We start from the raw sequence: 23,478 nt of genomic DNA, 5'->3' as shown, positions 1-23,478 counted from the left end.
CGTAGCCTTTAACTGATCCTGTTTCGCAATCAGTTTGAGGAGAGTTATGGGCACGTTGGTGTACTCCATGCAGGTGTCGCTTGATGGCTTTGTCGCAGACGCCGCGGGCGAGTTCGCCTCGTGGGCCAGGCCTGACGAGCAGGTTCTTGCCGCAATCAACGACGAGCACTCGAGGGTCTCCACCTATCTGCTCGGTCGTCGGATGTACCAGACGATGGCTGTCTGGGAGACGAACCCCGAAGTGATCGAGCAGTCGCCGCAGTCCACAGAGTTCGCACAGATCTGGCAAAGAGCGGACAAGGTGGTCTTCTCCCGCACTCTCGAAGCAGTCGACACATCGCATACGCAGCTGCGCACACGGTTCGACCCGGAAGAGGTCACGCAGATGAAGGCTGACGCGCAAGGAAACGTGACGATCGACGGACCAACTGTGGCAACACACGCGATTCGACACGGTCTTGTCGACCGGATCGACGTGCTCTTGTGCCCCGTCGTCGTCGGCGACGGACTACGGTTCCTGCCGGATCACCGACTCGATCTGGACCTGCAGCATGAACAGAGATTCGACAATGGCATGGTCCAGCTGCGATATGACGTGCTCGCGTCTCACGAGATCAGCGCATAGCCAGCGCATCTGGCACTACACATTGAACCGGAACTCGACCGAGTTCCGGCATGGACCAACCTCTTGGTCGAGGCCCCGTGCCCAAGGAAGATGCTGTCATGATCATCGAACGGATCGTCCCCGACCTGAGTGCCTCAGACCTCCGCCGAACGGTAGAAGAGCACGTCACGACCCTAGGACTCGAGGTGGTGATGGACCACGGCTGGATCGTCACTCTGGCCGATTCCGAAGGCCATCAGTTGAGCATCGTCGCGGCAGATGCCACGGCTCCTGAGAACCCCGATGTCTCCGTCTTCGTCGACGACGTCAACGACGCTTACGACCGCGCTGTCACATCAGGCGTCGAGATCGTACACCCGCTTACAGCGGAGCAATGGGGAGTCACGCGATTCTTCTATCGCGATGGATCAGGAAACGTGATCAATGTCGGCATGCATTCGAACTGAAGCCCCGACGCTGACTGCATATTGAACCCGAACTCCACGGCATCGCGATGGAGAGACCGCTGGGCTCAGGCAACCCGCTCTTTGTGCGCCTCTACGTGCTCACAGTCCACGTGGGGTTTAGCGACGAGGTTCTTCAGTGACGAGGATGCACGGTCTGCTCGAGCACCCTGCGCCGACCTCTCACTGAGGCCTGGCCGGCGGCCGCCTCCTCACACCATGGTGACGACGATCTTGCCCGTGGTGCGGCCGGTGTCGCCGAGACGATGCCCGTCGGCGATTCTCTCGAGCGGGACCGTCTCGGCGATCATCGGCCGCATCAGCCCGTCGTCGACGAGCTTCGCGATTGACTGCAGGTCGGCGCGCGAGGAGTCGACGAGCATCCTCGCCGCGCGGACGCCGAGCCGCTCCGCTTCGTGGAAGAAGTCCTCGGAGCCGATGGGGAGGATCGAGACGACGATCCCTCCCGGCCGGAGGGTGCGCAGGGAGCGGGTCGAGGTCTCGCCGCCGATCGTGTCCAGCACGACGTCGACCCCCTCTACGACCTCGGAGACGTCCTGGCTCGTGTAGTCGATCGCCTCGTCGACGCCCAGCTCGCGCAGGACGTCGTGCTTCGCGCCGCTCGCGGTGCCGATCACATGCGCGCCGCGGGCCTTCGCCAACTGCACGGCCACGTGCCCCACCCCGCCGGCGGCGGCGTGGATCAGCACGCGCTGCCCGGGTCCGAGGTCGGCATTCTCGACCAGTGCCTGCCACGCCGTCAGCGACACCAGCGGCAGGGCCGCCGCCTGGACGTGGTCGAGCGTTTCGGGCTTCCTCGCGAAGACCCGTGCGGGAGCCGCGACATACTCGGCGTGGGCGGCGTGCCCGAACGGGTACGGGAGCATGCCGAACACCTCGTCCCCCGGCCGGAAGCGGGTGACCCCGACGCCCACGGCCTCCACGACGCCGGAGAGATCCCAGCCCAGAACGAAGGGCGGTGCACCGAGGAATCCGCCGTTCGCACGATGCTTCCAATCGGTGGGGTTCAGGCTCGCCGCGTGCACCCGCACGAGGACCTCGTTCGGACGGGGCTCGGGACGTGGCACCTCGACGATCTCGAGGACCTCCGGGCCTCCCAGGGAATGCTGCGTGACGGCTCGCATGGTCTGTGACGTGGTCATACTCCCAGCCTGCCGGGTCCGGCGCGCGTCCAACATGGCAAGAAGGTCATCGTTCGATACGATCGCGCCATGATCTCTTCGGGGAAGATCCAGCAGGTGGCGGTGCTCGCGCTCGAGGGCGTCTACCCGTTCGAGCTCGGCATCCCCAGCCGCATCCTCGAGGCGACTGACGGACTGTACGAAGTCTCGACCTGCAGCGCCGACGGCCGCCCTGTCCGCACCGCCTCGGACTTCACCATCGACGTCCCGCACGGTCCCGAGCTCCTGGAGACGGCCGACATCGTGGTGATCACCTCGATCGCACCGCCGAACATCCCCGAGGAGCTCCCGGACGTCGTCGCCGGAGCCCTGGACCGCATCCCCGCCCAGGCACGCGTCGTCTCGATCTGCACGGGTGCGTTCATCCTGGCTGCGACGGGGATGCTGGACGGCCGTCGGGCGACCACCCACTGGAACCTCGCCGACCGCTTCCGACGACGGTTCCCGCGGGTCGAGCTCGACCCCGGCGTTCTCTTCGTCGACGAAGGACGGATCCTCACCTCGGCAGGCGCCGCCTCCGGCGTGGACGCATGCCTCCACCTGGTCCGCACGGACCACGGCAGCGAGATCGCCGCCGCGGTGGCGCGCCGATGCATCGTCCCGCCGTTCCGCGACGGCGGGCAGGCGCAGTACGTCGAGCAGCCTGTCCCGGACACCGGCAACGCCGGCACCGCGCCCGCGCGCAGCTGGGCCCTCGAGCACCTCCGAGACACCCTCGACCTCGCGACCCTCGCTCGCCGGGCGGGGATGAGCCCTCGGACCTTCTCGCGCCGGTTCACCGCGGAGGTCGGTGTGAGCCCCGGTGCGTGGGTCATCGGGCAGCGAGTGGCCCGGGCCCGACATCTGCTGGAGAGCACCGACCTCCCCATCGACCGGATCGCCGAGGAGGTCGGCTTCGCCACGGGCGCGTCGCTGCGCCGACACTTCCACGCGGCCATGGACGTCGCGCCGACCGTCTACCGACGGACGTTCCAGCATTCGCCGAAGCAGTGACGCCGCGAAGTCGGCGGTCGTCGCACGCGAGTCGGGGCGATCCACGCCTCCGCCAGGCACGAGGAAGAACGCACGCTCGGTGCGTTCCAGAGCGCGGAGGTATTCAGCTCACCGATCGGTGCAGGGCTGCTCGCCCCCTCCTGCAGCACCTGGGCTGGTCCCGCGAAGACCTGCGCCCCGATTACCCACCAGCGGTCGCGTTCGGTGGCAACCACCACCCGGTCCTCGTCACCCGAGTCGTGGAGCGGCTCGCCGACCTCGACTATGACTTCGACGGACTGCGCACCCTCTGCCGCGCGCAGAACTGGTTCACATCCAGCTCATCGCCCCCGACGGAGCGAACCAATGGCGCTCTCGCAACCCCTTCCCGTGGGGCGGAGTGGTGGAAGACCCTGCCATGGGCTCGGCCGCCGCGGCCTTCGCCGACTAACTGAGAGCACTCGGGCGAGCCGCCGCCGGAGACCGCTTCACCGTCCTGCAGGGCGCTGAGATGGGCCGCACCAGCCGCATCGAAGTCGAACCCCTCGACCACGCCGCGCTCATCGCAGGACCCGCGACCATCTTCCCCTGACCGCCATCCGTGGCGAGCGTGAAGTGTCGCGGGAAGGCCAGCCGGAACTGGACGTTGAACCGGAACTCCACCGCGTTCCGGCACGGAGAGCCATGTGTGATCCACGCTGGGCTCGCTCACGCCAGCACCGGCGAGAACGACGGACAAGTTTGTGCACCCGAGAACATCACGACCTGAGGGGCACTGTTCCGCGAAGGGGTCCTCGACCAACGACGCCAGCCACTGTGCCTCCCGATTCGGCCCGCCGACTCATCTGCTTAGACTCTTCAATATGAAGGTGAGGACGTACGACAGCACCGACCGTGAAGCAGTCATCGACCTTGATACAGCAACGCCGCTCACGACGTACGCAGACGTTGAATTCCACAACGGTTCGTTCACCTGGCAAGAGATGACGCTGGCCGTCCCCACCGTCAAGCGACACGATCTGGCTCAGCACTTGGCGGAAGATCCTCCGGGGTGGGACTGTGCATATCTGGCGACGCACAACGATCGGGTCTGCGGATTCGCTGCGTATACCCTCAGTTCCTGGAACCGACGGCTCTGCCTCCTTCACATGTACGTGGACTCACAGATGCGTGGGCAGGGCATCGGACGAGCACTTCTCAACACGTTGTTCAACGCGCCCGAATCTGCAGACGCGCAACATGTCTGGCTTGAGACACAGGTGGACAACGTACCGGCGATCCGCGCCTACGAAAGCATGGGGTTCCGCATTGTAGGCCTTGATCAAACGCTGTATGGAGATCGCCCCGGCAACGACACTGCGCTCTACATGAGCCGCAGGCTGCGATAGCGCCCGGCAGGCGCGTCATGACGGACGTATGAATAACGAGAAACAAGCTTCGCTCTATACGTTGAACCGGAACTCCACCAAGTTCCAGCACAGACCAACCTCTGCGGTGAGGTCCGCGCGCATGTCATCATGCGCCCACTCTACGAGCCCGCGCCGCGCGTCGAGCGAGATCGCCGAATGCCTCGGCGAGAGAAGGAGGATCAACGCCGTCGATGTCGGCATCGAACCGCAGGAATGCGGCGGCGAGCGCGCTCCACGACCAGGATCCGGCTCGCAGGCGACACCGGTCGTCGCCGAGATCCTCGACGGACCCATCCCCCGCGAAGGGGCGAACGTCGCGCGCGGGCAGATCGATGATCACCGATCCTTCGCAGGGCCAACGATCTTCGCGGTCGGATCCCTTGAATCGCGCGGAGACGAAGGCGGCGACGGATCCGCCGGGCACGGTGCGCGGAGTGAAGCGTGCCCCGTGCGGAGGGCGCGGCGTGAGGCGATCCACGCGCAAAATGCGCCAGTCGTCGCGTTCGAGATCCCACGCGAGCAGGTACCAGCGCCCACCCGTGGTGACGAGGCCGTGGGGTTCGACGCGATGTCGCGAGACTTCACCGCCAGGCCGTTGGTAGTCCAAGCGGAGGACCCGTCGGTCGCGAATCGCCGCCGACAGCTCGACGAGCGCCTCGGAGGACACAGCGGGCGGGCGGGCATCGCCGGGGCCTGCCGGGAGCGTGGTGACCGGCATACCGTCGAGTCTGTGCCGCAGGCGGTTCGGCAGCACCTGGCGCAGCGTGGTGAGCGCCCGCACCGCGCCCTCTTCGATGCCGCTGCCCGGGAAGATGCTGGTCTCAAGGGCGATCGCCAGGGCAACCGCCTGATCGTCATCGAAGAGCAGCGGCGGTAGGTCGGCTCCTGCTTCGAGACGGTAGCCGCCGTCGGGCCCGGTGAGCGCGCCGATCCGGTATCCCAGTTCGCGCAGCCGTTCGATGTCGCGACGCACGGTGCGACTGCTTATCTCGAGCCGCTCGGCGAGTTCGAGCCCTGGCCAGTCGCGGCGTACCTGCAGCAGCGAAAGCAATTGCAGCAGTCGGGATGCCGGTTCGGTCATGCCGTCACGATAACTCGAATTACGGCCAAGATCTGGCCTTAATGGTCGGCAGTGTGATCTCACGTCGGGAGGTACCCGACAGAACCCTTTCAAGGAGCTGACCATGAGCATCACGACCACGACGCACCTCAACTTCCGCGGCGACGCCCGTACGGCGCTCGAGTTCTACCAGGCGGTATTCGGGGGCGACATCATCGCCTCGTCGTACGCCGACGTCGGCATGCCATCCGATGCACCCGGCGCAAACGGGCTCGTCTTCGGCGTGCTCGCCTCGTCTTCCGGCTTCCGCGTGATGGCATACGACATCCCGGGCCAGACGGGCGGATCTGCAGATCATGCAGGCACGACGACCCGCGAGAATGGCAGGACAGCCACCGATCGGCCGTTCTTCGTGTCAGTGCGCGGCGATACGCTCGATGAGATCCAGCGCTATTGGAGCGCCCTCGCCGTCGGCGCGACGGTGATCGAGTCGCTCGCCGCCTCGCCCTGGAGCCCCGGCTTCGGCATGCTCACCGATCGCTTCGGCGTGACCTGGATCCTCGACGTCACCGCTTGACGCCGCATATTCGTCGTCGGGGCATTCGACAAAACGCCCCGACGACGAATCGCCCTGCATCAGCAATCTCCTCATCGTCACCGGGCACGAATCCGCGCACCTCCACCGGGCACTACCGTGACCATCGTTGGCATGTGCGGACCTCACCCGTAGCCTCGCTCGCCCAAACAGGTGCCCCATGCGAGGAACTCGTCGAGGGATCCGGCCTGAGCGCCATGCTCTCCTCATCCATGATCCCCATGCCCACCTCGTAGATGCGCCGGTCATGGAGATTCAGCAGGATCGCGTTCCCGCAGCCGCCGTCGCCGTCGCCGATCATGAAATAACCGGGCAAGTAGGCCTGCACCTCGTAGTCGGCGTTGCGCTCGACGACGCCCTCAGCACCGAGGATGCTCAGGTTTCCGTTGTTGTGCATCCCGTCCGAAATCTGAAGCAGCTCAACGTATTCCCGGGGCAGCGATCCGCCGTACTCGTTCTCTTCTCGCTCGATGACGGAGCGCGAGGCAAGACGATGCAGCGTGAGCTTCTCGCTCAGCACGCATCTCGACAGCGTCAGCCAATGATTCCACACACGTCGTGCTCGCGAGCAGGCAGGGGTCGAACCGCACCGATCGGGGCCAGACGTTGAACCGGAACTCCACCACGTCGCCGCAGATACCAACCTTTCGGCCTCGGTAGACGACCACTACGCGATGACAGCCGCGACGAACAGTTGCAGGGTGGTATCCTCGCGGCGGGTCACACCAGTACCGGCTCGCGCTGGCAACACCTTGCTCTGGCGCACCCGACTCTCACCTTGCATGTCGCTCTTCACTGAGTGCTTTCACGCACGTAACGCATGCGCTCTTCCGTACTACCGCGCGACTCCGCAAGCAGACTCAAGCACTCCGACCAGTACGCGTTTCCGTGAAGGCCCCTACGTTCGAAGGCGGATACGATCGCGTCGTACGGGTAGACACCTGCAAACATCTGCGCCTCCAGCGGCGACAGCTCGGTCGCAAGGTCCAAGTACTCTGACATAGTGAGGCCCAGTGGTGCCGCGTCTTCGGGGAAGCCGATCTGCGAGACCGCGAGAGGGAAGCCACTTTTGCGATCATTCAGATCGAAGGACAGCATGTCGCCATCGGGAAGATCGATCAACACACGAATCGAGAGCGAGGCAGGGTCAGCCGACAGCAGCTCCTCCTGGCGGCGCTGCCATTCCTCCGCGCCGAGTCGCTCTTCGGGAAACATGCTGAACTCCAGCATGCGAAACACGGGGACTACCTCATGAAAGTGAACCACCTCCGGTGGTGTTTCCTGACTTGATCCGCCGATGGCATCACTCATTTCGCCTCTCCCTGACGTTTGTTCGTTCCGGAAGTTCACCACAACTCGTCACTTCGGAAACATCCGAATCAGGATGCTCCAAGTGGCCCGCTTCGCCGCTCAGCGACGGTCGGCGAAACACATCGAGCGCAGTACACCGCCAAGCGCTGCGCAGTCGTCGGCGTTCTTCGCCGAGGTGATCGAGCACGGCGAAGTCTTCGCCGTGCGAGTTGAGGGCGGCTCCCCTGCGCCGAAGAACGGACCGGGCTGACCCGCGATGCAATTCTGGTCGCGAGAGAGCGGATCAACGAGCAAGAACGACGACCATGCACGTCGGCCCGTCCGCAGAACGACACGATGGGAGCCGCTGTGGTGGCGGGAGATACCATCATTGGGTCGGCGTCGAAGGAGAAGTGCCATGGGCGAAGTGGACGAGGCGTACGCGGTGTTGCGTCACTTCATCGGAAGTATGCATCACTGGGAAGTCACGTACTGGCAGGCGATCGCAGAGAAGGGCAGGGGTACCGTGAGCACCGACATGAAGCGCGACCTCGATGTGATCTTCGAGACCTATTGCACGCATAAGAAACGCGAGACCGGCCGTCAGGTCGCACTCCACTGTGGGCACCCGCCCGAGTACCGCGTCGATGAAGAGTTCGTCGCGGGCACTCGGGCGAAGAACGCGGTCGTCATCGAAACACTGCAGCACCACATCCTTGCGAGTCGTTTTCGCTCCACAATGCGGCTCCACGGCAGTGAGTGGAAGGTAGACCGGAAGGAACAGTACGACTCCTTCGACGAGAAATGGGTCAATCATGAGCTCTAGCGACAAGGCTCAGGGCGCCCCCGCACTGGTGAAAGTTGTGAGCGATGCGACCAGGCACGCGGTGACGCGGTTCCACGCCGAGCGTGATGATTATGGGGAAACGTTCTGCGTGTATGCCCTGGTGACGTCAGGGGAAGGAATGCGCCCATACCTCACTGTCACTGTCGACGGGCCGGACCGATGGAACCTCGCCGACAGTCCGTACGCGATCGTCGGAGACGATTGGTTGGCGCAGACAGAATCTGCGTTCTCCGCTCGCGGCGACTTATTCGAGGCAGCTGATATAGACGCTGAGTGGGATCTGCGGTTGGCCTCAATGGAGGAATCGTTACGTCGACTCGATCGCGAAGGATTGTTCGGAACCGGTACTCAGCGAGAGGCAATTCTGTTGCTCGTGGCGACGATGCCACCCGACGAGAGCGATTCAGGGTTTGCCCGTCGGCTGAATCCACCCGGACCTTTACTCGAAGCCTGGCTGCGCGAAGCAGCCGAAGGGCCCTGAGTCCGGTGATCGCCGTCCTGCCAGGTTTCCGCAGGGGCCGTGCGATCATCTCCAGTCGAAGGTGAGCGCGGCCGTGCGCGCCTCCGGTTCGAAGAACAGCCGGTCTTCCCCGCAGAGTAGGTGTTCACACCTCGCCAGTCCGCCGCCGACGTCTTCGAGGTAGTCGCGGATCGCGCTGTCGAGGTCGCGATCTCGCGTCGTTGCATATGACTTCGGCGGGCTCACTGCCTTCCGAGGGCACTCCATCAAGGCAGAGCTAGTCGATATACGACAGCGGCGCAGCAGATGGACTACAGCATCACAACCGATGGCGTCGGGGCGTTTGGCGTGATCACTCCCCGGTCAGAGATCACTGCGATGACGCGTCTCCGTGAGCCGGATGTGATCCATGAGGGAGGACCGCACGGGCCCACTGGAGGCTCGTCCTGGACCTCGTACAGGCGACTTCCTCGAGAGCGCCGAGGGAATCCCGAGCTGGGAAACGGTGCTTGATGGACTTCACCTGCACTGCGAGCTGCTGGTCGATGATCTCCCTGTGCTGGTCGCCGAAGCGGCTGCGACCGAGACCGAGACTGTGCTCTGGCGTGGCTGACGTTGGGGGCTGACACACACCCACCGCTTTGGCCTCCCGCAGCTACGCTGACATTCATGGGTACGCCCGGCACTGTACTTCCTGACGCGGATGAAGTCGCCCTCTGGAACCTCATGAGCGAGCACAACTGGGATGACGGCTTCGCTGTCCCCCTCGCGGTCGCGCAGCATGCCCACTGCGACCGCGCACTCGCGCTGCGTCTGTTCTGGGAACTCGACGACGCGGCGCGCATTCACCTCAGCGACGAAGAGAACGCGCTCCGAGAGCAATACTCCGCAGAGGCTGCGTATGAACCGAAGAAGTTCGAGCACATCGTCGCTTACGCCACCATTCTGACAACCCGCCTGCGGCGCGGTGACTATCCAGATGGGGCGAACGAGTACGACACCGGGTACATGGCGATCGACCTGCCGGATCAGACCGAGCGGCAGCGGAAACTGCGCGAACTGCGCACCGCACGCGCGCGACAGAAGTACGACGACGCCTTCCTCCGTCCGGCATTGAACGCCGACTGAAGGTGTACACAACGCGAGACATAAGAGCCTGAACCCGCCTAAGCTCCGGCTCCGAAATGCATCTCACCCGCCGCGACGCTCAGTCAGGCAGGTGCCAAGCGTGAGAAGCTCATCGAGGGAACGCGCGCTGAGCTTCATGCTCTCCTCGTCCATGGCACCCATGTCCACCTCATAGATGCGGCGGTCACCGAGGTTCAACAGGATCGCGTGCCCGCCGCTGTCGTCGCCGATCATGAAGTAGCCGGGCAAGTACACCTGTACCTCGTATTCGTTGTTTCGCTGCACGACCCCCTCAGCGCCGAGGATGCTCACGTTACCGCTGGTGTGCATCCCATTCGAAACCTGAAGCAGCTCCACGTACTCCCGAGGCAGCGGGCCGCCGTACTCGTTCTCTTCACGCTCGATGACGGCGCGCGATGCGGGACGCCCCAGAATGAACGTGTCGCTCAGCGCGCCTCTCGACAGCATCTTTCAACGATCTCATATCAAGAGCGTCCTTCAGCGGCATCCACCAACAGATCCGACGAACCGACTTGCCTCCGCCCAGTTGGCTCGGCGCTCTATGCTCTGCGTCTGATCGGCGCGACATGCGTGCACGGGCCACGTCGCAGCCCGGTCGTCATCGGCTTCGGTGCGACCAAATGTTGAGCACCCACGGACGTCGCCATCCCTAGGATCGGTGCCGGCTCGGGTGAGCATACCCTCACGCGAACACGCGACGGCCTGGGCTGAGTCAGACGTTGAATCTAAACTCAACCACGTCGCCGCGGATACCAACCTCTGGCTACGCGATGGCATCTCGACTGTTCGCACCACGTGCCGAGCGTCGGCGCAGTGGAGCGACCCAGGGTTCACCGAAGATGAGCTGGGTCCGGCAGTGCGCAACCTGGGGCAGAGCGAGGAGCTTGTCGATGATCAACGTCTGCAGCTCGGTGCTGTTCGCCACGGCGACATGGACGAGGTAGTCCTCGCTGCCGCTGACGTTGTACAACGCGAGGGTCTCAGGCAGCGCGAGGGCCTTCTGCACGAAGTCGTTGGCCGTGTCGCGGGCATGCGGTCGGATCTGAATGCCGAGGAACGCCTGCTCTCCCCTGCCGAGCAGGCTTGGGAGCACGTGCGCGCGCGTGGCGACGATGGTCCCGTTGCGGCGCATCCGCCGGATCCGCTCCAGGCACGTGCTTGGAGCCACACCAACCTTGGCGGCGATGTCCTTGTTGGGCAAAGTCGCATCCACTTGTAACAGTTCGAGGATCGCCCAGTCCACCGAATCCAATTCGGGTAGTCGAGCAGATCTCACCTGAGATTCACGCATGGATACAGAGTAACGAATCCTGTCCATAGCCTGGCTTCCGAGAGAGTCTACGGATCGGAGGCAGAAGTGGGAGCAGAATCATGGGCGGCGTTCGCCCTCGCTCTGCTGGTAGCGCTCGCAGTGCCCGGCCCAGACCTCGTGCTCGTCGTGCACTCGGCGACCCGCGGCGTCCGGGAAGGCGCATCCACTGCAGTGGGGATCGTCGCCGGACTGATGCTGCACGCGCTACTCGCCGCCGCCGGTGCGACAGCCCTGCTGGTGTCTGCGCCTGGGGCGCTGACCATCGTGCAGCTGCTCGGGGCGGGAGTGCTGCTGTGGATGGGCGCGAGCATGCTTCGTTCCACCCGCAGCACCGAGCCTGAGGCCGCAAAGGACTTCGAGCACCAATCACGGGGCGGTTACGCGCGCGGATTCGTCACGAATGCGACCAACCCGAAGGCGCTGCTCTTCTTCGCGGCGATCCTGCCCCAGTTCATCGGACATGGCGACGGAGCGGAGATGCGGACCGTCGCACTGTGCGCAGCGGTCGTGCTCGGCGCAGGGTCGTGGTGGGCTGTGACGATCGCGCTGATCCGCCTGTTCGGCTTCCACAGGTCCCCGGCCGCGGACCGGATCGTCACCCTCCTGGGCGGCGTCGCGCTGCTGATCATCGGGGTTGGGCTGCTGGCCAGTACCGTCTACGGCCTCATCAGTCCCGACACGTAAGTGCGATAAGGAACACCTTCATCGCCTGGCTCCGGACCGGAAACTCATCAAAGGAAGCTCGACATATGACACGAACCCTCATCATCGGAGCAGGAGCCACCGGCGGAGCCCTCGGGGCGCGACTCATCTCCGCCGGGCAGGACGTGACGTTCCTTGTCCGAGAGCGCCGCGCCGCGCAGCTCGCGGCCGACGGCCTGCACTTCCGCGCACCCGATGTGGACGTCGTGTACACGGCGCGCGCCGTCACTTCGCTGGACGACTCAGATCCGTTCGACCTCGTGATCGTCGCAGTCAAGGCACCGGCACTGGAATCGATCATCCCGACATTCACACCCGCGGTCGGGCCGGATTCCCGCATCGTGCCGCTGCTCAACGGCATGGCCCACATCGAACTACTGGAGCGCGCCTTCCCTGGGCAGGTCCTCGGGGGCATCGTGAAAATCGTGGCAACCCTGGACGAGGACGCGACCGTCGTGCAGATGACCCCGCTGTGCAGCCTGACCGTCGGCGGGCTGCACGGCAAGGACGTGCCCAACGAGATCCGCCGGACGCTCGACGTCGACGGCATCACTCTGGACATCGTGGACGACGTCGCCTCACAGCTGTGGGAGAAGTGGGCTTTCATCGCCGCCGCCGGTGTCATCACCTGCTTGTTCCGCGGCACCATCGGCGACATCCTCGCTGCCGGAGGCGAAGCGCAGATCCTCCAGGCAATCGCCGAGTGCGAGCAGATCGCGGAAGTTGTCGGCCACCGGGTGAGCGAGGCTGGGCACGCGCAGTCCCTGGGGCTGCTCACCGAGCCAGGGTCCGCGTTCACATCCTCGCTCTACCGCGATCTCCAGCACGGCGACCCCGTCGAAGTCGAGCACATCATCGGCGACCTCGCCGCACGCGCAGCAGCTCTCGAAGCCCCTGCACCGCTGCTGAATGCAGCGCTGCTTCAGTTGCGCACCCACCATCAGGCCCTCATCGGGGCGACCGGAGCCTCGTCATGAACAACGGCATAGTCGATTCTTCGCTCGCCACCATCGGAGACACTCCCCTGGTGCGCTTGCAGCGCATCGTCCCGGACGGTGCCGCGCAGGTGATCGTGAAGCTCGAAACGGGAAATCCCACGGGGAGCTACAAGGACCGAATGGCGCTGGCGATCATCGAAGAGGCGGAACATCGCGGTGACCTCGAACCCGGTCAGTGCGTCGTGGAGTACTCCGGTGGCAGCACCGGCTCCTCGCTTGCCTACGTCTGTGCCGTCAAGGGATACCCGTGCACCATCATCAGCTCTGACACGTTCGACCAGGTGGGCTGGCTCGCTGCTCCTCGCAAGACCGATGAGCGAGACCATGAGGCATGGCTACGCGGGATGCTCCGACGCCTCGGGGCGGGCGCGGCGCATCCAGAGCGCGGCATATCCGAGGAAGATGATCGTTCCCGCGACGAAAGTCGTCACGATCAAGGTGTTTGTGTGCGTATCACGGGCCTGTCCGCACGCGAGGCCAACATGAAGCGACTCGATGTCGTTCTTCAGGATCAGCAGATCGAATGCCTGACTCGTCGCGTCACCAGAGAGTTCCTGGCCCGGGCGCACGGTGGGTGGCTCCCACCTCGATGGACCGGCGTTGGCGCATCGGAGCGTGATGTACCCATCCTCTCCGTTGTCCGACGCCACCTCTACCTCGGGGGTGTGGAACCAGACGAACATCACCAGCGCGAGCGCGGCCAAAACAACGAGGAGGTAGGCGGGGCGCTTCCACCGCCCAGGTTCGGGGGAAATTGGTTGTGGCTCACTCATCCCTTTGGTCTCCCTCGATATACCTCGGTGCATCTCGACACTACCGCGCCGCGACCATAACCGACTGTCGCGGACACCACCCCACGTACACCGACCGATTCCGCAGCCACCCCATATCCTGGTGGATCGCAGGCGACTAGGTCTAGCAGGTAGACACGCCGGCCGGCTCGACAGCGCAAATCAGAACGCGACTACACGTTAAACCGGAACTCCACCGAGTTCCGGTACGTAAACACATCACGCGCCGGCGGCGCTTTCGTCTCGGCCGTCATGAGCTCGGGTCAGAGATCAGACGCTGTTGCGCGGGACGAAGCACCACTACCTGCCGCCGCCCGACGACCCACGCCTGCGCCAGAGGACCGACGTCGTGAAGGGTGACGCCGCGGGCCGGGTCGATCCGCGTCAGGCGGCCTTGGCGGCCCGGCGCGCCCGAAGGTGCTCGGCCTTCGCATCGCGGGGCACGCGATCCGGCGAGAGGAAGTCCGCGCCAATCCGGCGCGCATCCCGCACACCGGCAGCGCGGGTGGCGGCGTTGTGGTCACCCTCGACGTCATAGATCAGATGGCTCTCGACGTCGCGAATCCCGCAGTAGGCGAAGACACCCACGTCGAGCTGGGTGCGCATGGCCTCGTCATAGCCGTACTTGTCGTACGTGGAGCGTTTGGATCCGCCGATGGCGACGAGCGCGGTCGGCACGCTCGGCAGAAGACCATTGAGGGGCTTCTTTCCGCGATCATCGACGCCCTGACCATATTGGTAGGCCCACCCGCCGGTGAAGACACGCTCGACTCACCCCTTCATGAGCGCCGGCATCGACCACCAGTACACCGGAAAAACGAACGCGAGACGGTCGGCCGCCTCGACGCGCCGGTGCATGGCGGCGACATCTGCCGGGACCGGGGCGCCCCAGAAGTATGAATGGTCCTCCACGGTGAACCGCGGGTCGAAGCCCTCGCGATGCAGGTCGAGCACGTCGATCGTGTGCCCAGCCTCGTGGAACGGCTCGTGGAAAGCGGACATCACCGCGGCGGGATACGAGGCGGCGACCGGGTGGGAGAAGACGGTCAGAAGGTGCAACGTCAGGCCTTTCGTTCGGAATCGTGGTCGTGGGGAGGTGCTGACATCAACACAGCCACGGCCTCCTGGGCGCGTTCGATGGAGTCGGGGCCGAGGTAGGCGGCGGCCGAGGTCGCGCCTTCGAACAGCAGCAGCACCTGCGTCGCGGTTCGTTCATCGTCGTGGCCGAGGTCGCGGGCGACGACGCGGCGGATCAGCGCGCGGAGCCGGTCCCGGTACGACGCGACGGCCGCGGACACACCCTCGTCCTCGCCGGCAGTCTCGCCCTGCGCCCGGAGGAAGAGACAGCCACGGGAACCCTCCTCGGCGATCCACTGTCCGAGACCGGTGAACAGCGCGTCCACGCTCTCGACCAACAGAGCGGCGAAGAAGCGGTCCGCACGCTCTTCCAACACGGCGACCATCAGGCGCGACTTGCTTCCCACATGCTTGTACAGTGTGCGCGTTGACACGCCAGCGGCCTCCGTCAGGCGGTCCATGCCCGTGGCCGCGAAGCCATGGTGATCGAAGGTGCGCTCGGCGGAGGAGACGATGGCGGCTCGCGTCGAAGTCATGCACCCAAGGTACAACGATCGTTGTACCTACGCAAGAACGCTGGCCGCGTCGGAATCGCGCGACGCGCTCCCCCGTGGGCGCACCACGGTCAGGGCGCGCGGAATCGGGGCGTGTACGTTGCCGACCCCGACTGCCGCAACGCCTGAGGACGACGAGGCAGAGAGACCACCACCGGATCGCCCATCGCCGCCGCTCAGTGGAGCGATCGCGTGAGTTCCTCGGCGGTGTCCCAGAGCTGACGTTCGCGAGCAGGATCGTAGGACTCCTCGGACGAACGCTCCTCGGCACCGCGGTTGATATAGGCCACGGTCGTCGCCCTCGTGCGGCCGAGCGCCGCGTCTGCGAGATAGCGCCCGGCTGCGCCCTTGCTGGTCGCCAACGGCGTCAAGGTCATCAGCGGCATGACCCTGCGCATCGCGAAACGTGAGAACGCGTCGGCGGCCCTCGCGAGGTCGGTACCGGGAACGAACCCTGGATTAAATCCGACGATGTCAACGCCGCCCGACAGACGGCGCGCGTGCTCGTGGATGAGATGGATGGCGGCCAACTTGCTCGTCGAGTACGCGGTGCGACCCGCCACGACGCTCTCCGGATCAGGGAAGGCGCGGATCCGCGCCAGACGTTCCGGCTCTTGCCAGGACGGGCCGGGAACCATACCGAGATTGTGACGGAAATCGCCGAAGTGAGTATCGCTGACCGTGAGCGTGATCCTCGACCCTGACACGAAGCGATCGTTCAGGCGACGGAGGAGCACATGGTTGGCGAGCACGTTGACGGCGAACGTCGCCTCCAGGCCTTCGGAGTTCTCGGTGAGGTCGTTCGTGATTTGCAGCCCCGCATTGCCGACCAAACCGCGCAGCGGCGGCAGTTCGCCAGCATCCAGTCTCCGCACAACCTCGTCGGCAGCCTGGCGCGTGCCCGTGAGGGACAGCAGGTCGACGGCGATACCCGATGCCGCGTGCCCTGCCGCGGTGAGTTCGGCTGCCAATCGGGAGCTGGCCTCGTCACGGGCGAGCAGGACCAGGTGGGCGTCTGGGTCGAGCGCGGCGATGCGGTCGAGGGCGACTCGGCCGATCCCTCGTGTCGCTCCGGTCATGACGATGGTGTGCTGAGCCATGGGCTCCTCCTTGCAGTTGGCATCGATGCTGACGGACGTAGAGCGATCCGGAGACGAGTCTTCGTCGACCGCCGCATGACGGCCAGGGCCCCATTGAGACGGAGGACTGTCAGTGCCTAGTCTCCGGGCGCGCGGTCGCGCAAGAATGAAGGGCATGGAAGCGTCGGAGTTCGGGCATCTGGTGCATCGGTGGCGTGACAGGCTCGCCCCGGATGATGTCGGCCTGACAGCAGGACTGCGCCGTCGCGCCCCCGGCCTGCGGCGAGAAGAACTCGCACAGCTCGCGGGACTGTCGGTCGATTACATCGTGCGTCTCGAGCGCGGCCGGGCGACCCGCCCGTCGGCTCAGGTCGTCGCCTCGCTTGCCCGAGCATTGCAGCTATCGAGCGCGGAGCGCGACGCCCTGTTCATCTCCGCCGGACTGCTGCCGCCAAGGGATGGCATGGTGTCCGACTTCATCCCGGCCGGCGTACAGCGACTCGTCTCCCGACTCGGAGACGCAGCGGTCGGCGTCTTCGCCGCCGACTGGTCGTTGCTGATATGGAACCCGACCTGGGCGACGCTCCACGGACCCCCTGAGCGACTTCCGGCGGCCGAACGCAATCTTGCTCGGGCGATCTTCGGCAACGGGGCCGCGCATAGGTCCCTGCACCCCTCGCCGCCGGCGCCAACCGATGATTTCGAGCGCAGCATCGTCGCCGATTTGAAGCATGCACGGGCCCGATATCCCAGCGACCGGCGGCTCGCCTCGCTCGTGCGTGAACTCCGCGCAGTCTCTGCCGATTTCACCCGGCACTGGAACGACGCCGCACCGGCCGAGCACACGAGCAGTCGGAAGACGATCAAGCACCCCGAGGTCGGCGCGATCACGCTCGACTGCGACGTCCTCTCCGTGCCGGGCGCTGATCTGCGCATAGTCGCCTATACCGCTGCCGCAGACACCACAGACGAGAACAAGCTCGACCTTCTCCTCGTCACCGGAGCGGTCTGAATCGCCTGTAACCGTGAGCCTTGGCCGGCCCGGGGCCCGCGCTCTCGAACGGTCGTGACTCGTGGTTCGTCCGGCCCTCGCGTCAGCGAGTTGCCACGTCCGGCATCTGGCCGGAGCAAGTAAATCAGCCGGACATCGCAGCAAGCACACCGCGGTCACCTGCAGTGAGAACTCGTGCAGGCGTCATAAGTGCACCCCGAACGTGCTTATACGTTAAACCGGAACTCCACCACGTCGCCGTCCTTCATGACGTAATCCTTGCCCTCCATGCGCACGCGCCCGGCGGCCTTCGCCTCGCTCATCGATCCGTGCTGGTCGAGCTCGGAGAACGAGACGATCTCGGCCTTGATGAAGCCGCGCTCGAAATCGGTGTGGATCACACCCGCGGCCTGCGGGGCGGTCGCACCCTTCCGCACGGTCCAGGCGCGCGCTTCCTTCGGGCCTGCCGTCAGGTACGTCTGCAGTCCGAGCGTCTCGAAGCCGACGCGGGCGAGCTGGTCGAGGCCTGATTCCTCCTGACCCAGCGACTGCAGCAGTTCCGTCGCCTCATCCGGGTCGAGATCGATCAGCTCCGACTCGACCTTCGCGTCGAGGAACACAGCTTTCGCCGGAGCGACGAGCGCCGCAAGCTCCGCCATCCGGTCGTCGTCGGTGAGCACGCCCTCATCGACGTTGAACACGAACAGCGTGGGCTTCGCCGTGAGCAGGCCGAGCTCCTTGACCGGAGTCGTGTCGAAGCCTGCCTGGAACAGCGTCGTGCCGTCCTCGAGGATCGTTGCGGCTTCCTTCGCCGCGGCGAGCACGGCCGGGTCCGTCTTCTTGCCCTTGACCTCTTTCTCGAGGCGGGGCACAGCCTTCTCGAGCGTCTGCATGTCGGCGAGGATCAGCTCGGTGTTGATCGTCTCCATGTCGCTGGACGGGTCGACCTTGCCGTCGACGTGCACGACGTCGCTGTCGGTGAACCCGCGCACGACTTGGGCGATCGCGTCGGCCTCACGGATGTTCGCGAGGAACTGATTGCCGAGCCCCTCCCCCTCGCTCGCGCCGCGCACGATGCCGGCGATATCGACGAACGACACCGGCGCGGGCAGGATCTTCTGCGACGAGAAGATCTCAGCAAGCCGGTTCAGCCGCTGGTCCGGCAGCTCGACCACGCCGACGTTCGGCTCGATCGTCGCGAACGGATAGTTCGCCGCGAGCACGGTGTTCTTGGTCAGTGCGTTGAAGAGAGTCGACTTGCCCACATTGGGAAGTCCGACGATTCCGATAGTCAGAGCCACGGAACGACAGTCTACGTGCGGCGGCCGCCGAACCCTCCGGATCGACCGGGAACGGCCGCGTCGGTTTTGCCCTCCACTCCTCGGGGAGCAGACTTCAGGGCATGCCTCTCGACTTCACTGCCATCGATTTCGAGACGGCGAACGGCTCTCCCGCCTCCGCATGTCAGGTCGGCCTGGCGCGCGTTCGAGACGGTCGGGTCGTCGAAACGGCCGGATGGCTGATCCGGCCTCCAGCCGGTCACGACACCTTCCATCCGGGGAACATGGGCGTCCACGGCATCGCTCCGGATGATGTGCTTTCGGCTCCCGGATGGACGCAGCAACTGGCTGCGCTGGTCGGCTTCATCGGAGGCGATGTGCTCGTCGCGCACAGCGCGGCCTTCGACACGCGCGTGCTCCGATCAGCCTGCGAGGCGACCGGAGCTGAACTCGACTCGTATCGCTACCTGTGCTCGCTGCAGGTCGCCCGGAAGGTGTACGACCTGCCGTCGTATCGCCTGCCGATCGCCGCCGAGGCGGCTGGGCACCACGAGTTCGCCCACCATGAGGCGACCGCAGACGCCCTCGCCTGCGCACAGATCGTGATCGACGCCGGACGGCGCCACGAAGCGGCGGACGTGACCGCTCTTGCGCGCACTATCGGCGCGAAGGTGAAGCAGACGGAACCCGTCGCACCGCGCGCCGCAGCGGCGTAGCCGCCCAGCGTCCGACTCGCCGAGGCGAGAATGTCGGAGGCCCCCGGCAGGATGGTGCACATGGACCCCATCACCGTCGTTCTCGTGCTCCTCGCCCTGGCCGCCGGCACCGCGATCGGGTGGTTCGCGCGCTCCGGCCGGGCAGCCCGCGCCGAGGCCGCGAACTCGCACGCCGTCGAGGCCGCGCGGGCGCAGGCCGAGCACCGCGTCGTGGAGGCCACCTCGACCCTGCGCGCCGAGCTCTCGCGCGCCGAGGGCGAAACAGCGTCCCTTCGCGACACGGTCGCTCGACAGGACGCGCAGCGCCGCGAGATCGCCGAACGCGAACGCCTCGAACAGGCGGAGTCCGCCGCGCAGGCTCAGCGTGAGAGCGCCGTGCTGCAGGCACTCACCCCGGTGCAGGAGACACTGACCCGGATGCAGCAGCGCGTGGGCGCGATGGAGAAGGAGCGGCAGGAGCAGTTCGGCCAGGTCGCCGAGCAGCTCAGGGCCGCGCATCGCTCCGACGAGCAGCTGCGCGATACGACGCAATCGCTGGCCAGTGCGCTGCGCTCGACGACGGCGCGCGGAGCGTGGGGCGAGGCGCAGCTGCGGCGCATCGTCGAGGAAGCCGGCCTGCTGCAGCGGGTGGACTTCGATCTGCAGGCCCAGATCTCCTCGGACGCCGGGGTCGGTCGTCCCGACATGGTGGTGCGCCTACCAGGGGGCAAGGCGATCGCCGTCGATGCGAAGGCGCCTCTGGAGTCCTTCCTCGACGCCAGCGCCATTCCCGACACCGCGACCGGCGACGAGGGCTCGCGCCGGGCCGGCCTGATGGCGAAGCACGTCAAGGCGGTGCGGGCGCACATCGATGCTCTCGCGAAGAAGGCGTACTGGACGGGCCTCGAGCAGAGCCCAGAATTCGTGGTGTGCTTCATCCCCAGCGAGTCGGTGCTGGCAGCCGCGCTGAGCGAAGACCCGGCGCTGCTCGAGTACGCCTTCTCCCGTCGCGTGGCGCTGGCGTCGCCGGTCAATCTCTGGGCGGTGCTGAAGACTGTCGCGTACTCGTGGACGCAGCAGGAGGTGTCAGACGAAGCCCGCACCCTGTTCGAGCTCGGCAACGAGCTCTACGAACGCCTCGGTACGCTGTCCGGTCACGCCGACGGGATGCGGCGTGCGATCGAGCGCACAGTCGACTCCTACAACAAGCTCGTCGGTTCGCTCGAAAGCCGCGTGCTGTCGACGGCGCGCAAGTTCCCCGGCATCGAGGCGTCGAAGCTCGCGCAGTCACCGGAGCTGGAGACGATCGACGAGCCGGTGCGCCGCCTCACGGCGCCGGAGCTGCTGGAGCAGGCGGACGGCGAACCCCTTGACGCGACCGCAGATCGCCAGGCCGACGAAACGGAGTCTGTGATTACGGAAGGAGGCTGAGCACCCCGAGCACGCCGCCGCAGAAGATCACGAAGGCGCAGATGTTCCACCACGGGTTCGCCTCCTGCCCAGGCGCGCGTCGCACGCGGAACAGCACGTCCGGTCGGCGCGAAGGGTCCTGAGCGTCCTTCACGACAGCCTTGGCACCGGTGACCCGCCCGGTCGAATTCTCACTCGTCATAGATCAGCCTCGGCGGCGAGCCGCACGGCGCGGCCCCTCTCCCGCCGTAGCTCATTCTTGCATCCCTTCCTGCACGGATGTGGGATTGAACGTCACGATCCGAGTGCGATCGACTCAGAACCACTTCGAGACGAGGTGATCCGAGGTGACGCGCCGCAGTGTTCCGGAGTGGCTGCGCAGCACGATCGATTCCGTGTACACGTGTTCTCCGGTGCGGTTGACGCCGGCCACCAGCTGCCCGTCGGTCACACCGGTTGCGACGAAGATCGTATTGTTTCCGCGCACGAGCTCCTCCGCGTCATACGCATAGTCCATCTTGAGTCCCGCGTCGATGCCCGCCTGTCGCTCTTCGTCGTCGCGCGGCCAGATCCGACCCTGGATGTGTCCACCGAGGGCCTTGATCGCGCACGCCGTGACGATTCCCTCGGGGCTGCCGCCGACGCCGATGCACATGTCGACGCGCGCGTCGTGGCGTGCGGCGTTGATACCGCCCGCAACATCGCCGTCCGACATCAGCCGGGTACCCGCTCCGGCCTCTCGGATCTCCTCGATCAGCTTCTCGTGGCGGGGGCGGTTCAGCACAGAGACCACCATCTCCTCCACGGGCTTTCCTGACGCTTTCGCCAACCGTCGGATGTTCTCGCCGACGGGCAGACGGATGTCGACGATGCCGACGCCGGCCGGCCCCGTGACGAGCTTGTCCATGTAGAACACGCTCGAGGCATCGAGCATGGTGCCCCGATCGGACAGAGCGATCACGCTGAGTGCGTTCTGACGCCCCGCGGCAGTCAGCGAGGTGCCGTCGATCGGGTCGACCGCGATGTCGTACTTGCGGCCTTTGCCCGTCCCCACCTGTTCCCCGTTGAACAGCATCGGGGCTTCGTCCTTCTCCCCCTCGCCGATCACGACGGTGCCGTCGAAATCGACCGTCGACAGAAAGGCGCGCATCGCGTCGACGGCGGCTCCGTCCGCCTTCTCCTTCTGTCCGCGGCCGATGAACGGCACGGAGCGAATGGCGGCTGCTTCCGTGGCGCGCACCAGTTCGAGGGCGATGTTGCGGTCAGGGCGAAGGGGGATCATGTCCTCAGCGGTCGTCATGTTCTGACCCTATTCCTCCCTCGTCGCCGGACGAGGCGACTTCACGCCCCCGGAGCACATAAGAATCACGATTCTTTCCTATTGGTCACGCCGGATGGTTCTCCGCCACGACTACTGACTTCCCGCGCCACTCGGTAGACTGCGGGAAGCTCCCCTCACCCGATTGCGAAGGAAACCACATGGCCGTCGCCACCGCTGACCAGTACGCCGAGATGATCGATCGCGCGAAGGCAGGCAGCTTTGCCTACCCCGCGATCAACGTCTCAAGCTCGCAGACCATCAACTCCGTGCTGCAGGGCCTGACGGAGGCCGGTTCCGACGGCATCCTCCAGGTCACCACAGGTGGAGCCGATTACTTCGCCGGCCAGACCGTCAAGGCGCGCGCCACCGGCGCGATCGCCATGGCCCGCTACGTGCGCGAGGTCGCCAAGAACTACCCCGTCACGGTCGCTGTTCACACCGACCACTGCCCGAAGGACGCACTCGACTCTTTCCTCCTGCCCGTACTCGAGGCCAGCGAAGAAGAGGTCAAGGCCGGCCGCGAGCCGATCTTCCAGTCGCACATGTGGGACGGCTCCGCCGTGCCGCTCGACGAGAACATCCAGATCGCGAGCGAGCTCCTCCCCCGTCTGAAGAACATCGGCGGCCTGCTTGAGATCGAGATCGGCGTGGTCGGCGGCGAAGAGGACGGCGTGCAGCACGAGGGTTCGAACGATGCCCTCTACACGACCGTCGGCGACGTGACGAAAGCAGTCGAGGCCCTCGGGCTCGGCGAGAAGGGCCGGTACCTGTCGGCCCTCACCTTCGGCAACGTGCACGGCGTCTACAAGCCGGGCAACGTCAAGCTCCGCCCGGAGCTCCTCGGCGAGATCCAGACGGGCATCGCCGAGAAGTTCGGGACCGGTGAGAAGCCGCTCGACCTCGTCTTCCACGGCGGCAGCGGTTCGACCAACGAAGAGATCGCGCTCGCTGTGCGCAACGGCGTCATCAAGATGAACATCGACACCGACACGCAGTACGCCTACACGCGCGCAATCGCCGACTACATGTTCAGCAACTACGGCGAGGTGCTCAAGGTCGACGGCGAGGTCGGCAACAAGAAGAAGTACGACCCGCGGGCCTGGGGCAAGGTCGCGGAGACGGCGATGGCCGCCCGCGTCATCGAAGCCACCAAACAGCTCGGGTCCTTCGGACAGTCCAAGGGCTGACCAGACGACGACGATGTCCCCGGTGCCCT

The 23,478-nt window shown here is 65.5% G+C and carries 28 protein-coding genes and 1 pseudogene; 17 read left to right on the top strand and 12 right to left on the bottom strand.

Annotation, left to right across the window (positions count from 1 at the left end; all coding sequences use genetic code 11):
* Nucleotides 1-46: 46 nt before the first annotated feature.
* Together CIK77_RS04170 and CIK77_RS04165 are read left to right on the top strand one after the other, a co-directional pair.
* A complete protein-coding gene (locus tag CIK77_RS04170) occupies nucleotides 47-625 on the top strand; it encodes a dihydrofolate reductase family protein (protein ID WP_087056208.1) in 579 nt (192 codons plus the stop codon).
* Between the two features lie 98 nt (nucleotides 626-723).
* Nucleotides 724-1,071, top strand: coding sequence for a VOC family protein (locus CIK77_RS04165; protein ID WP_087056207.1), 348 nt, complete (start codon nucleotides 724-726; stop codon nucleotides 1,069-1,071).
* A 209-nt stretch (nucleotides 1,072-1,280) separates the two neighbouring features.
* Here CIK77_RS04165 and CIK77_RS04160 read toward each other — a convergent pair whose 3' ends face one another.
* A complete protein-coding gene (locus tag CIK77_RS04160; protein WP_087056206.1) occupies nucleotides 1,281-2,231 on the bottom strand; it encodes an NADP-dependent oxidoreductase in 951 nt (316 codons plus the stop codon).
* Nucleotides 2,232-2,300: 69 nt separating this feature from the next.
* Here CIK77_RS04160 and CIK77_RS04155 point away from each other — a divergent pair, with 69 nt between their 5' ends.
* The 3 genes from CIK77_RS04155 to CIK77_RS04145 all read left to right on the top strand — a co-directional run bounded on the left by CIK77_RS04155 (nucleotide 2,301) and on the right by CIK77_RS04145 (nucleotide 4,630).
* A complete protein-coding gene (locus CIK77_RS04155; protein ID WP_087056205.1) occupies nucleotides 2,301-3,263 on the top strand; it encodes a GlxA family transcriptional regulator in 963 nt (320 codons plus the stop codon).
* 289 nt (nucleotides 3,264-3,552) lie between these two features.
* Nucleotides 3,553-3,693, top strand: coding sequence for a PhzF family phenazine biosynthesis protein (locus CIK77_RS18290; protein ID WP_114347218.1), 141 nt, complete (start codon nucleotides 3,553-3,555; stop codon nucleotides 3,691-3,693).
* A 412-nt stretch (nucleotides 3,694-4,105) separates the two neighbouring features.
* On the top strand, nucleotides 4,106-4,630 hold the full coding sequence (locus CIK77_RS04145) for a GNAT family N-acetyltransferase (protein WP_087056204.1): 525 nt from the start codon (nucleotides 4,106-4,108) through the stop codon (nucleotides 4,628-4,630).
* 127 nt (nucleotides 4,631-4,757) lie between these two features.
* Here the strand turns inward: CIK77_RS04145 and CIK77_RS04140 are convergent, their stop codons facing one another.
* The gene (locus tag CIK77_RS04140; RefSeq protein WP_087056203.1) at nucleotides 4,758-5,732 is read right to left on the bottom strand and encodes a helix-turn-helix transcriptional regulator; all 975 of its coding nucleotides are present in this window, start codon (nucleotides 5,730-5,732) and stop codon (nucleotides 4,758-4,760) included.
* A 103-nt stretch (nucleotides 5,733-5,835) separates the two neighbouring features.
* Here CIK77_RS04140 and CIK77_RS04135 point away from each other — a divergent pair, with 103 nt between their 5' ends.
* Complete coding sequence (locus tag CIK77_RS04135) at nucleotides 5,836-6,288, top strand: VOC family protein (protein WP_087056202.1); 453 nt, start codon at nucleotides 5,836-5,838, stop codon at nucleotides 6,286-6,288.
* 112 nt (nucleotides 6,289-6,400) lie between these two features.
* On the opposite strand, the gene CIK77_RS04130 is transcribed toward CIK77_RS04135, so the two are convergent.
* Together CIK77_RS04130 and CIK77_RS04125 are read right to left on the bottom strand one after the other, a co-directional pair.
* Nucleotides 6,401-6,826 carry an SMI1/KNR4 family protein gene (locus tag CIK77_RS04130; RefSeq protein WP_087056201.1) on the bottom strand — a complete coding sequence of 142 codons (426 nt, stop codon included), beginning with the start codon at nucleotides 6,824-6,826 and terminating at the stop codon, nucleotides 6,401-6,403.
* A gap of 272 nt (nucleotides 6,827-7,098) precedes the next feature.
* Nucleotides 7,099-7,617 (bottom strand): hypothetical protein, encoded by a 519-nt coding sequence (locus CIK77_RS04125; protein ID WP_140403567.1) that lies wholly within the window; start codon nucleotides 7,615-7,617, stop codon nucleotides 7,099-7,101.
* 73 nt (nucleotides 7,618-7,690) lie between these two features.
* On the opposite strand from CIK77_RS04125, the gene CIK77_RS17595 reads away from it, so the two are divergent.
* The 4 genes from CIK77_RS17595 to CIK77_RS04100 all read left to right on the top strand — a co-directional run bounded on the left by CIK77_RS17595 (nucleotide 7,691) and on the right by CIK77_RS04100 (nucleotide 10,031).
* Nucleotides 7,691-7,867 (top strand): hypothetical protein, encoded by a 177-nt coding sequence (locus tag CIK77_RS17595; protein WP_170934233.1) that lies wholly within the window; start codon nucleotides 7,691-7,693, stop codon nucleotides 7,865-7,867.
* 147 nt (nucleotides 7,868-8,014) lie between these two features.
* Nucleotides 8,015-8,422, top strand: a complete 408-nt coding sequence (locus CIK77_RS04120) for an NTF2 fold immunity protein (protein WP_170934232.1) — start codon at nucleotides 8,015-8,017, stop codon at nucleotides 8,420-8,422.
* Nucleotides 8,412-8,924: a DUF4303 domain-containing protein gene (locus tag CIK77_RS04115; RefSeq protein ID WP_087056198.1), complete on the top strand. Its 513-nt coding sequence runs from the start codon at nucleotides 8,412-8,414 to the stop codon at nucleotides 8,922-8,924. The genes CIK77_RS04120 and CIK77_RS04115 overlap by 11 nt, the downstream gene beginning before the upstream one ends.
* Nucleotides 8,925-9,572: 648 nt before the next feature.
* The gene (locus CIK77_RS04100; RefSeq protein ID WP_087056195.1) at nucleotides 9,573-10,031 is read left to right on the top strand and encodes a DUF4274 domain-containing protein; all 459 of its coding nucleotides are present in this window, start codon (nucleotides 9,573-9,575) and stop codon (nucleotides 10,029-10,031) included.
* A gap of 63 nt (nucleotides 10,032-10,094) precedes the next feature.
* Here the strand turns inward: CIK77_RS04100 and CIK77_RS04095 are convergent, their stop codons facing one another.
* Both CIK77_RS04095 and CIK77_RS04090 read right to left on the bottom strand, forming a co-directional pair.
* Nucleotides 10,095-10,499 carry an SMI1/KNR4 family protein gene (locus CIK77_RS04095; RefSeq protein WP_087056194.1) on the bottom strand — a complete coding sequence of 135 codons (405 nt, stop codon included), beginning with the start codon at nucleotides 10,497-10,499 and terminating at the stop codon, nucleotides 10,095-10,097.
* 316 nt (nucleotides 10,500-10,815) lie between these two features.
* Nucleotides 10,816-11,370 (bottom strand): Lrp/AsnC family transcriptional regulator, encoded by a 555-nt coding sequence (locus CIK77_RS04090; RefSeq protein WP_258861448.1) that lies wholly within the window; start codon nucleotides 11,368-11,370, stop codon nucleotides 10,816-10,818.
* 39 nt (nucleotides 11,371-11,409) lie between these two features.
* Here CIK77_RS04090 and CIK77_RS04085 point away from each other — a divergent pair, with 39 nt between their 5' ends.
* The 3 genes from CIK77_RS04085 to CIK77_RS04075 all read left to right on the top strand — a co-directional run bounded on the left by CIK77_RS04085 (nucleotide 11,410) and on the right by CIK77_RS04075 (nucleotide 13,897).
* Nucleotides 11,410-12,048, top strand: a complete 639-nt coding sequence (locus tag CIK77_RS04085) for a LysE family translocator (protein WP_087056193.1) — start codon at nucleotides 11,410-11,412, stop codon at nucleotides 12,046-12,048.
* A gap of 65 nt (nucleotides 12,049-12,113) precedes the next feature.
* Nucleotides 12,114-13,043 (top strand): ketopantoate reductase family protein, encoded by a 930-nt coding sequence (locus CIK77_RS04080; protein WP_087056192.1) that lies wholly within the window; start codon nucleotides 12,114-12,116, stop codon nucleotides 13,041-13,043.
* On the top strand, nucleotides 13,040-13,897 hold the full coding sequence (locus CIK77_RS04075; protein ID WP_087056191.1) for a pyridoxal-phosphate dependent enzyme: 858 nt from the start codon (nucleotides 13,040-13,042) through the stop codon (nucleotides 13,895-13,897). The genes CIK77_RS04080 and CIK77_RS04075 overlap by 4 nt, the downstream gene beginning before the upstream one ends.
* 342 nt (nucleotides 13,898-14,239) lie before the next feature.
* Here the strand turns inward: CIK77_RS04075 and CIK77_RS18040 are convergent.
* The 3 genes and pseudogenes from CIK77_RS18040 to CIK77_RS04060 all read right to left on the bottom strand — a co-directional run bounded on the left by CIK77_RS18040 (nucleotide 14,240) and on the right by CIK77_RS04060 (nucleotide 16,586).
* Nucleotides 14,240-14,914, bottom strand: a pseudogene (locus CIK77_RS18040) (NAD(P)H-dependent oxidoreductase).
* A 2-nt stretch (nucleotides 14,915-14,916) separates the two neighbouring features.
* Entirely contained in the window at nucleotides 14,917-15,468 is a 552-nt protein-coding gene (locus CIK77_RS04065) for a TetR/AcrR family transcriptional regulator (protein WP_087056190.1), read from the bottom strand.
* A 194-nt stretch (nucleotides 15,469-15,662) separates the two neighbouring features.
* On the bottom strand, nucleotides 15,663-16,586 hold the full coding sequence (locus CIK77_RS04060; RefSeq protein WP_087056189.1) for an SDR family NAD(P)-dependent oxidoreductase: 924 nt from the start codon (nucleotides 16,584-16,586) through the stop codon (nucleotides 15,663-15,665).
* A 154-nt stretch (nucleotides 16,587-16,740) separates the two neighbouring features.
* On the opposite strand from CIK77_RS04060, the gene CIK77_RS04055 reads away from it, so the two are divergent.
* Entirely contained in the window at nucleotides 16,741-17,577 is an 837-nt protein-coding gene (locus tag CIK77_RS04055; RefSeq protein WP_212647519.1) for a helix-turn-helix transcriptional regulator, read from the top strand.
* Between the two features lie 206 nt (nucleotides 17,578-17,783).
* On the opposite strand, the gene ychF is transcribed toward CIK77_RS04055, so the two are convergent.
* Entirely contained in the window at nucleotides 17,784-18,857 is a 1,074-nt protein-coding gene (gene ychF / locus CIK77_RS04050; RefSeq protein WP_087056187.1) for a redox-regulated ATPase YchF, read from the bottom strand.
* Between the two features lie 101 nt (nucleotides 18,858-18,958).
* Here ychF and CIK77_RS04045 point away from each other — a divergent pair, with 101 nt between their 5' ends.
* Both CIK77_RS04045 and rmuC read left to right on the top strand, forming a co-directional pair.
* Nucleotides 18,959-19,552, top strand: a complete 594-nt coding sequence (locus CIK77_RS04045) for a 3'-5' exonuclease (RefSeq protein WP_087056186.1) — start codon at nucleotides 18,959-18,961, stop codon at nucleotides 19,550-19,552.
* A gap of 60 nt (nucleotides 19,553-19,612) precedes the next feature.
* On the top strand, nucleotides 19,613-20,962 hold the full coding sequence (gene rmuC, locus CIK77_RS04040) for a DNA recombination protein RmuC (protein ID WP_087056185.1): 1,350 nt from the start codon (nucleotides 19,613-19,615) through the stop codon (nucleotides 20,960-20,962).
* On the opposite strand, the gene CIK77_RS04035 is transcribed toward rmuC, so the two are convergent.
* Together CIK77_RS04035 and glpX are read right to left on the bottom strand one after the other, a co-directional pair.
* Nucleotides 20,946-21,143: a hypothetical protein gene (locus CIK77_RS04035; RefSeq protein ID WP_087056184.1), complete on the bottom strand. Its 198-nt coding sequence runs from the start codon at nucleotides 21,141-21,143 to the stop codon at nucleotides 20,946-20,948. The genes rmuC and CIK77_RS04035 overlap by 17 nt on opposite strands.
* A gap of 114 nt (nucleotides 21,144-21,257) precedes the next feature.
* Nucleotides 21,258-22,241 carry a class II fructose-bisphosphatase gene (gene glpX, locus CIK77_RS04030; RefSeq protein WP_087056183.1) on the bottom strand — a complete coding sequence of 328 codons (984 nt, stop codon included), beginning with the start codon at nucleotides 22,239-22,241 and terminating at the stop codon, nucleotides 21,258-21,260.
* A gap of 179 nt (nucleotides 22,242-22,420) precedes the next feature.
* Here glpX and fbaA point away from each other — a divergent pair, with 179 nt between their 5' ends.
* Nucleotides 22,421-23,449 carry a class II fructose-bisphosphate aldolase gene (gene fbaA / locus CIK77_RS04025; protein ID WP_087056182.1) on the top strand — a complete coding sequence of 343 codons (1,029 nt, stop codon included), beginning with the start codon at nucleotides 22,421-22,423 and terminating at the stop codon, nucleotides 23,447-23,449.
* The last annotated feature ends 29 nt before the right edge of the window (nucleotides 23,450-23,478 follow it).

It is taken from the genome of Microbacterium sp. JB110 (assembly GCF_003335195.1).
GTDB lineage: Bacteria > Actinomycetota > Actinomycetes > Actinomycetales > Microbacteriaceae > Microbacterium.
The sequence above is the reverse complement of the archived record's forward strand: the minus strand, read 5'-3'. Positions and strand labels throughout refer to the sequence as shown.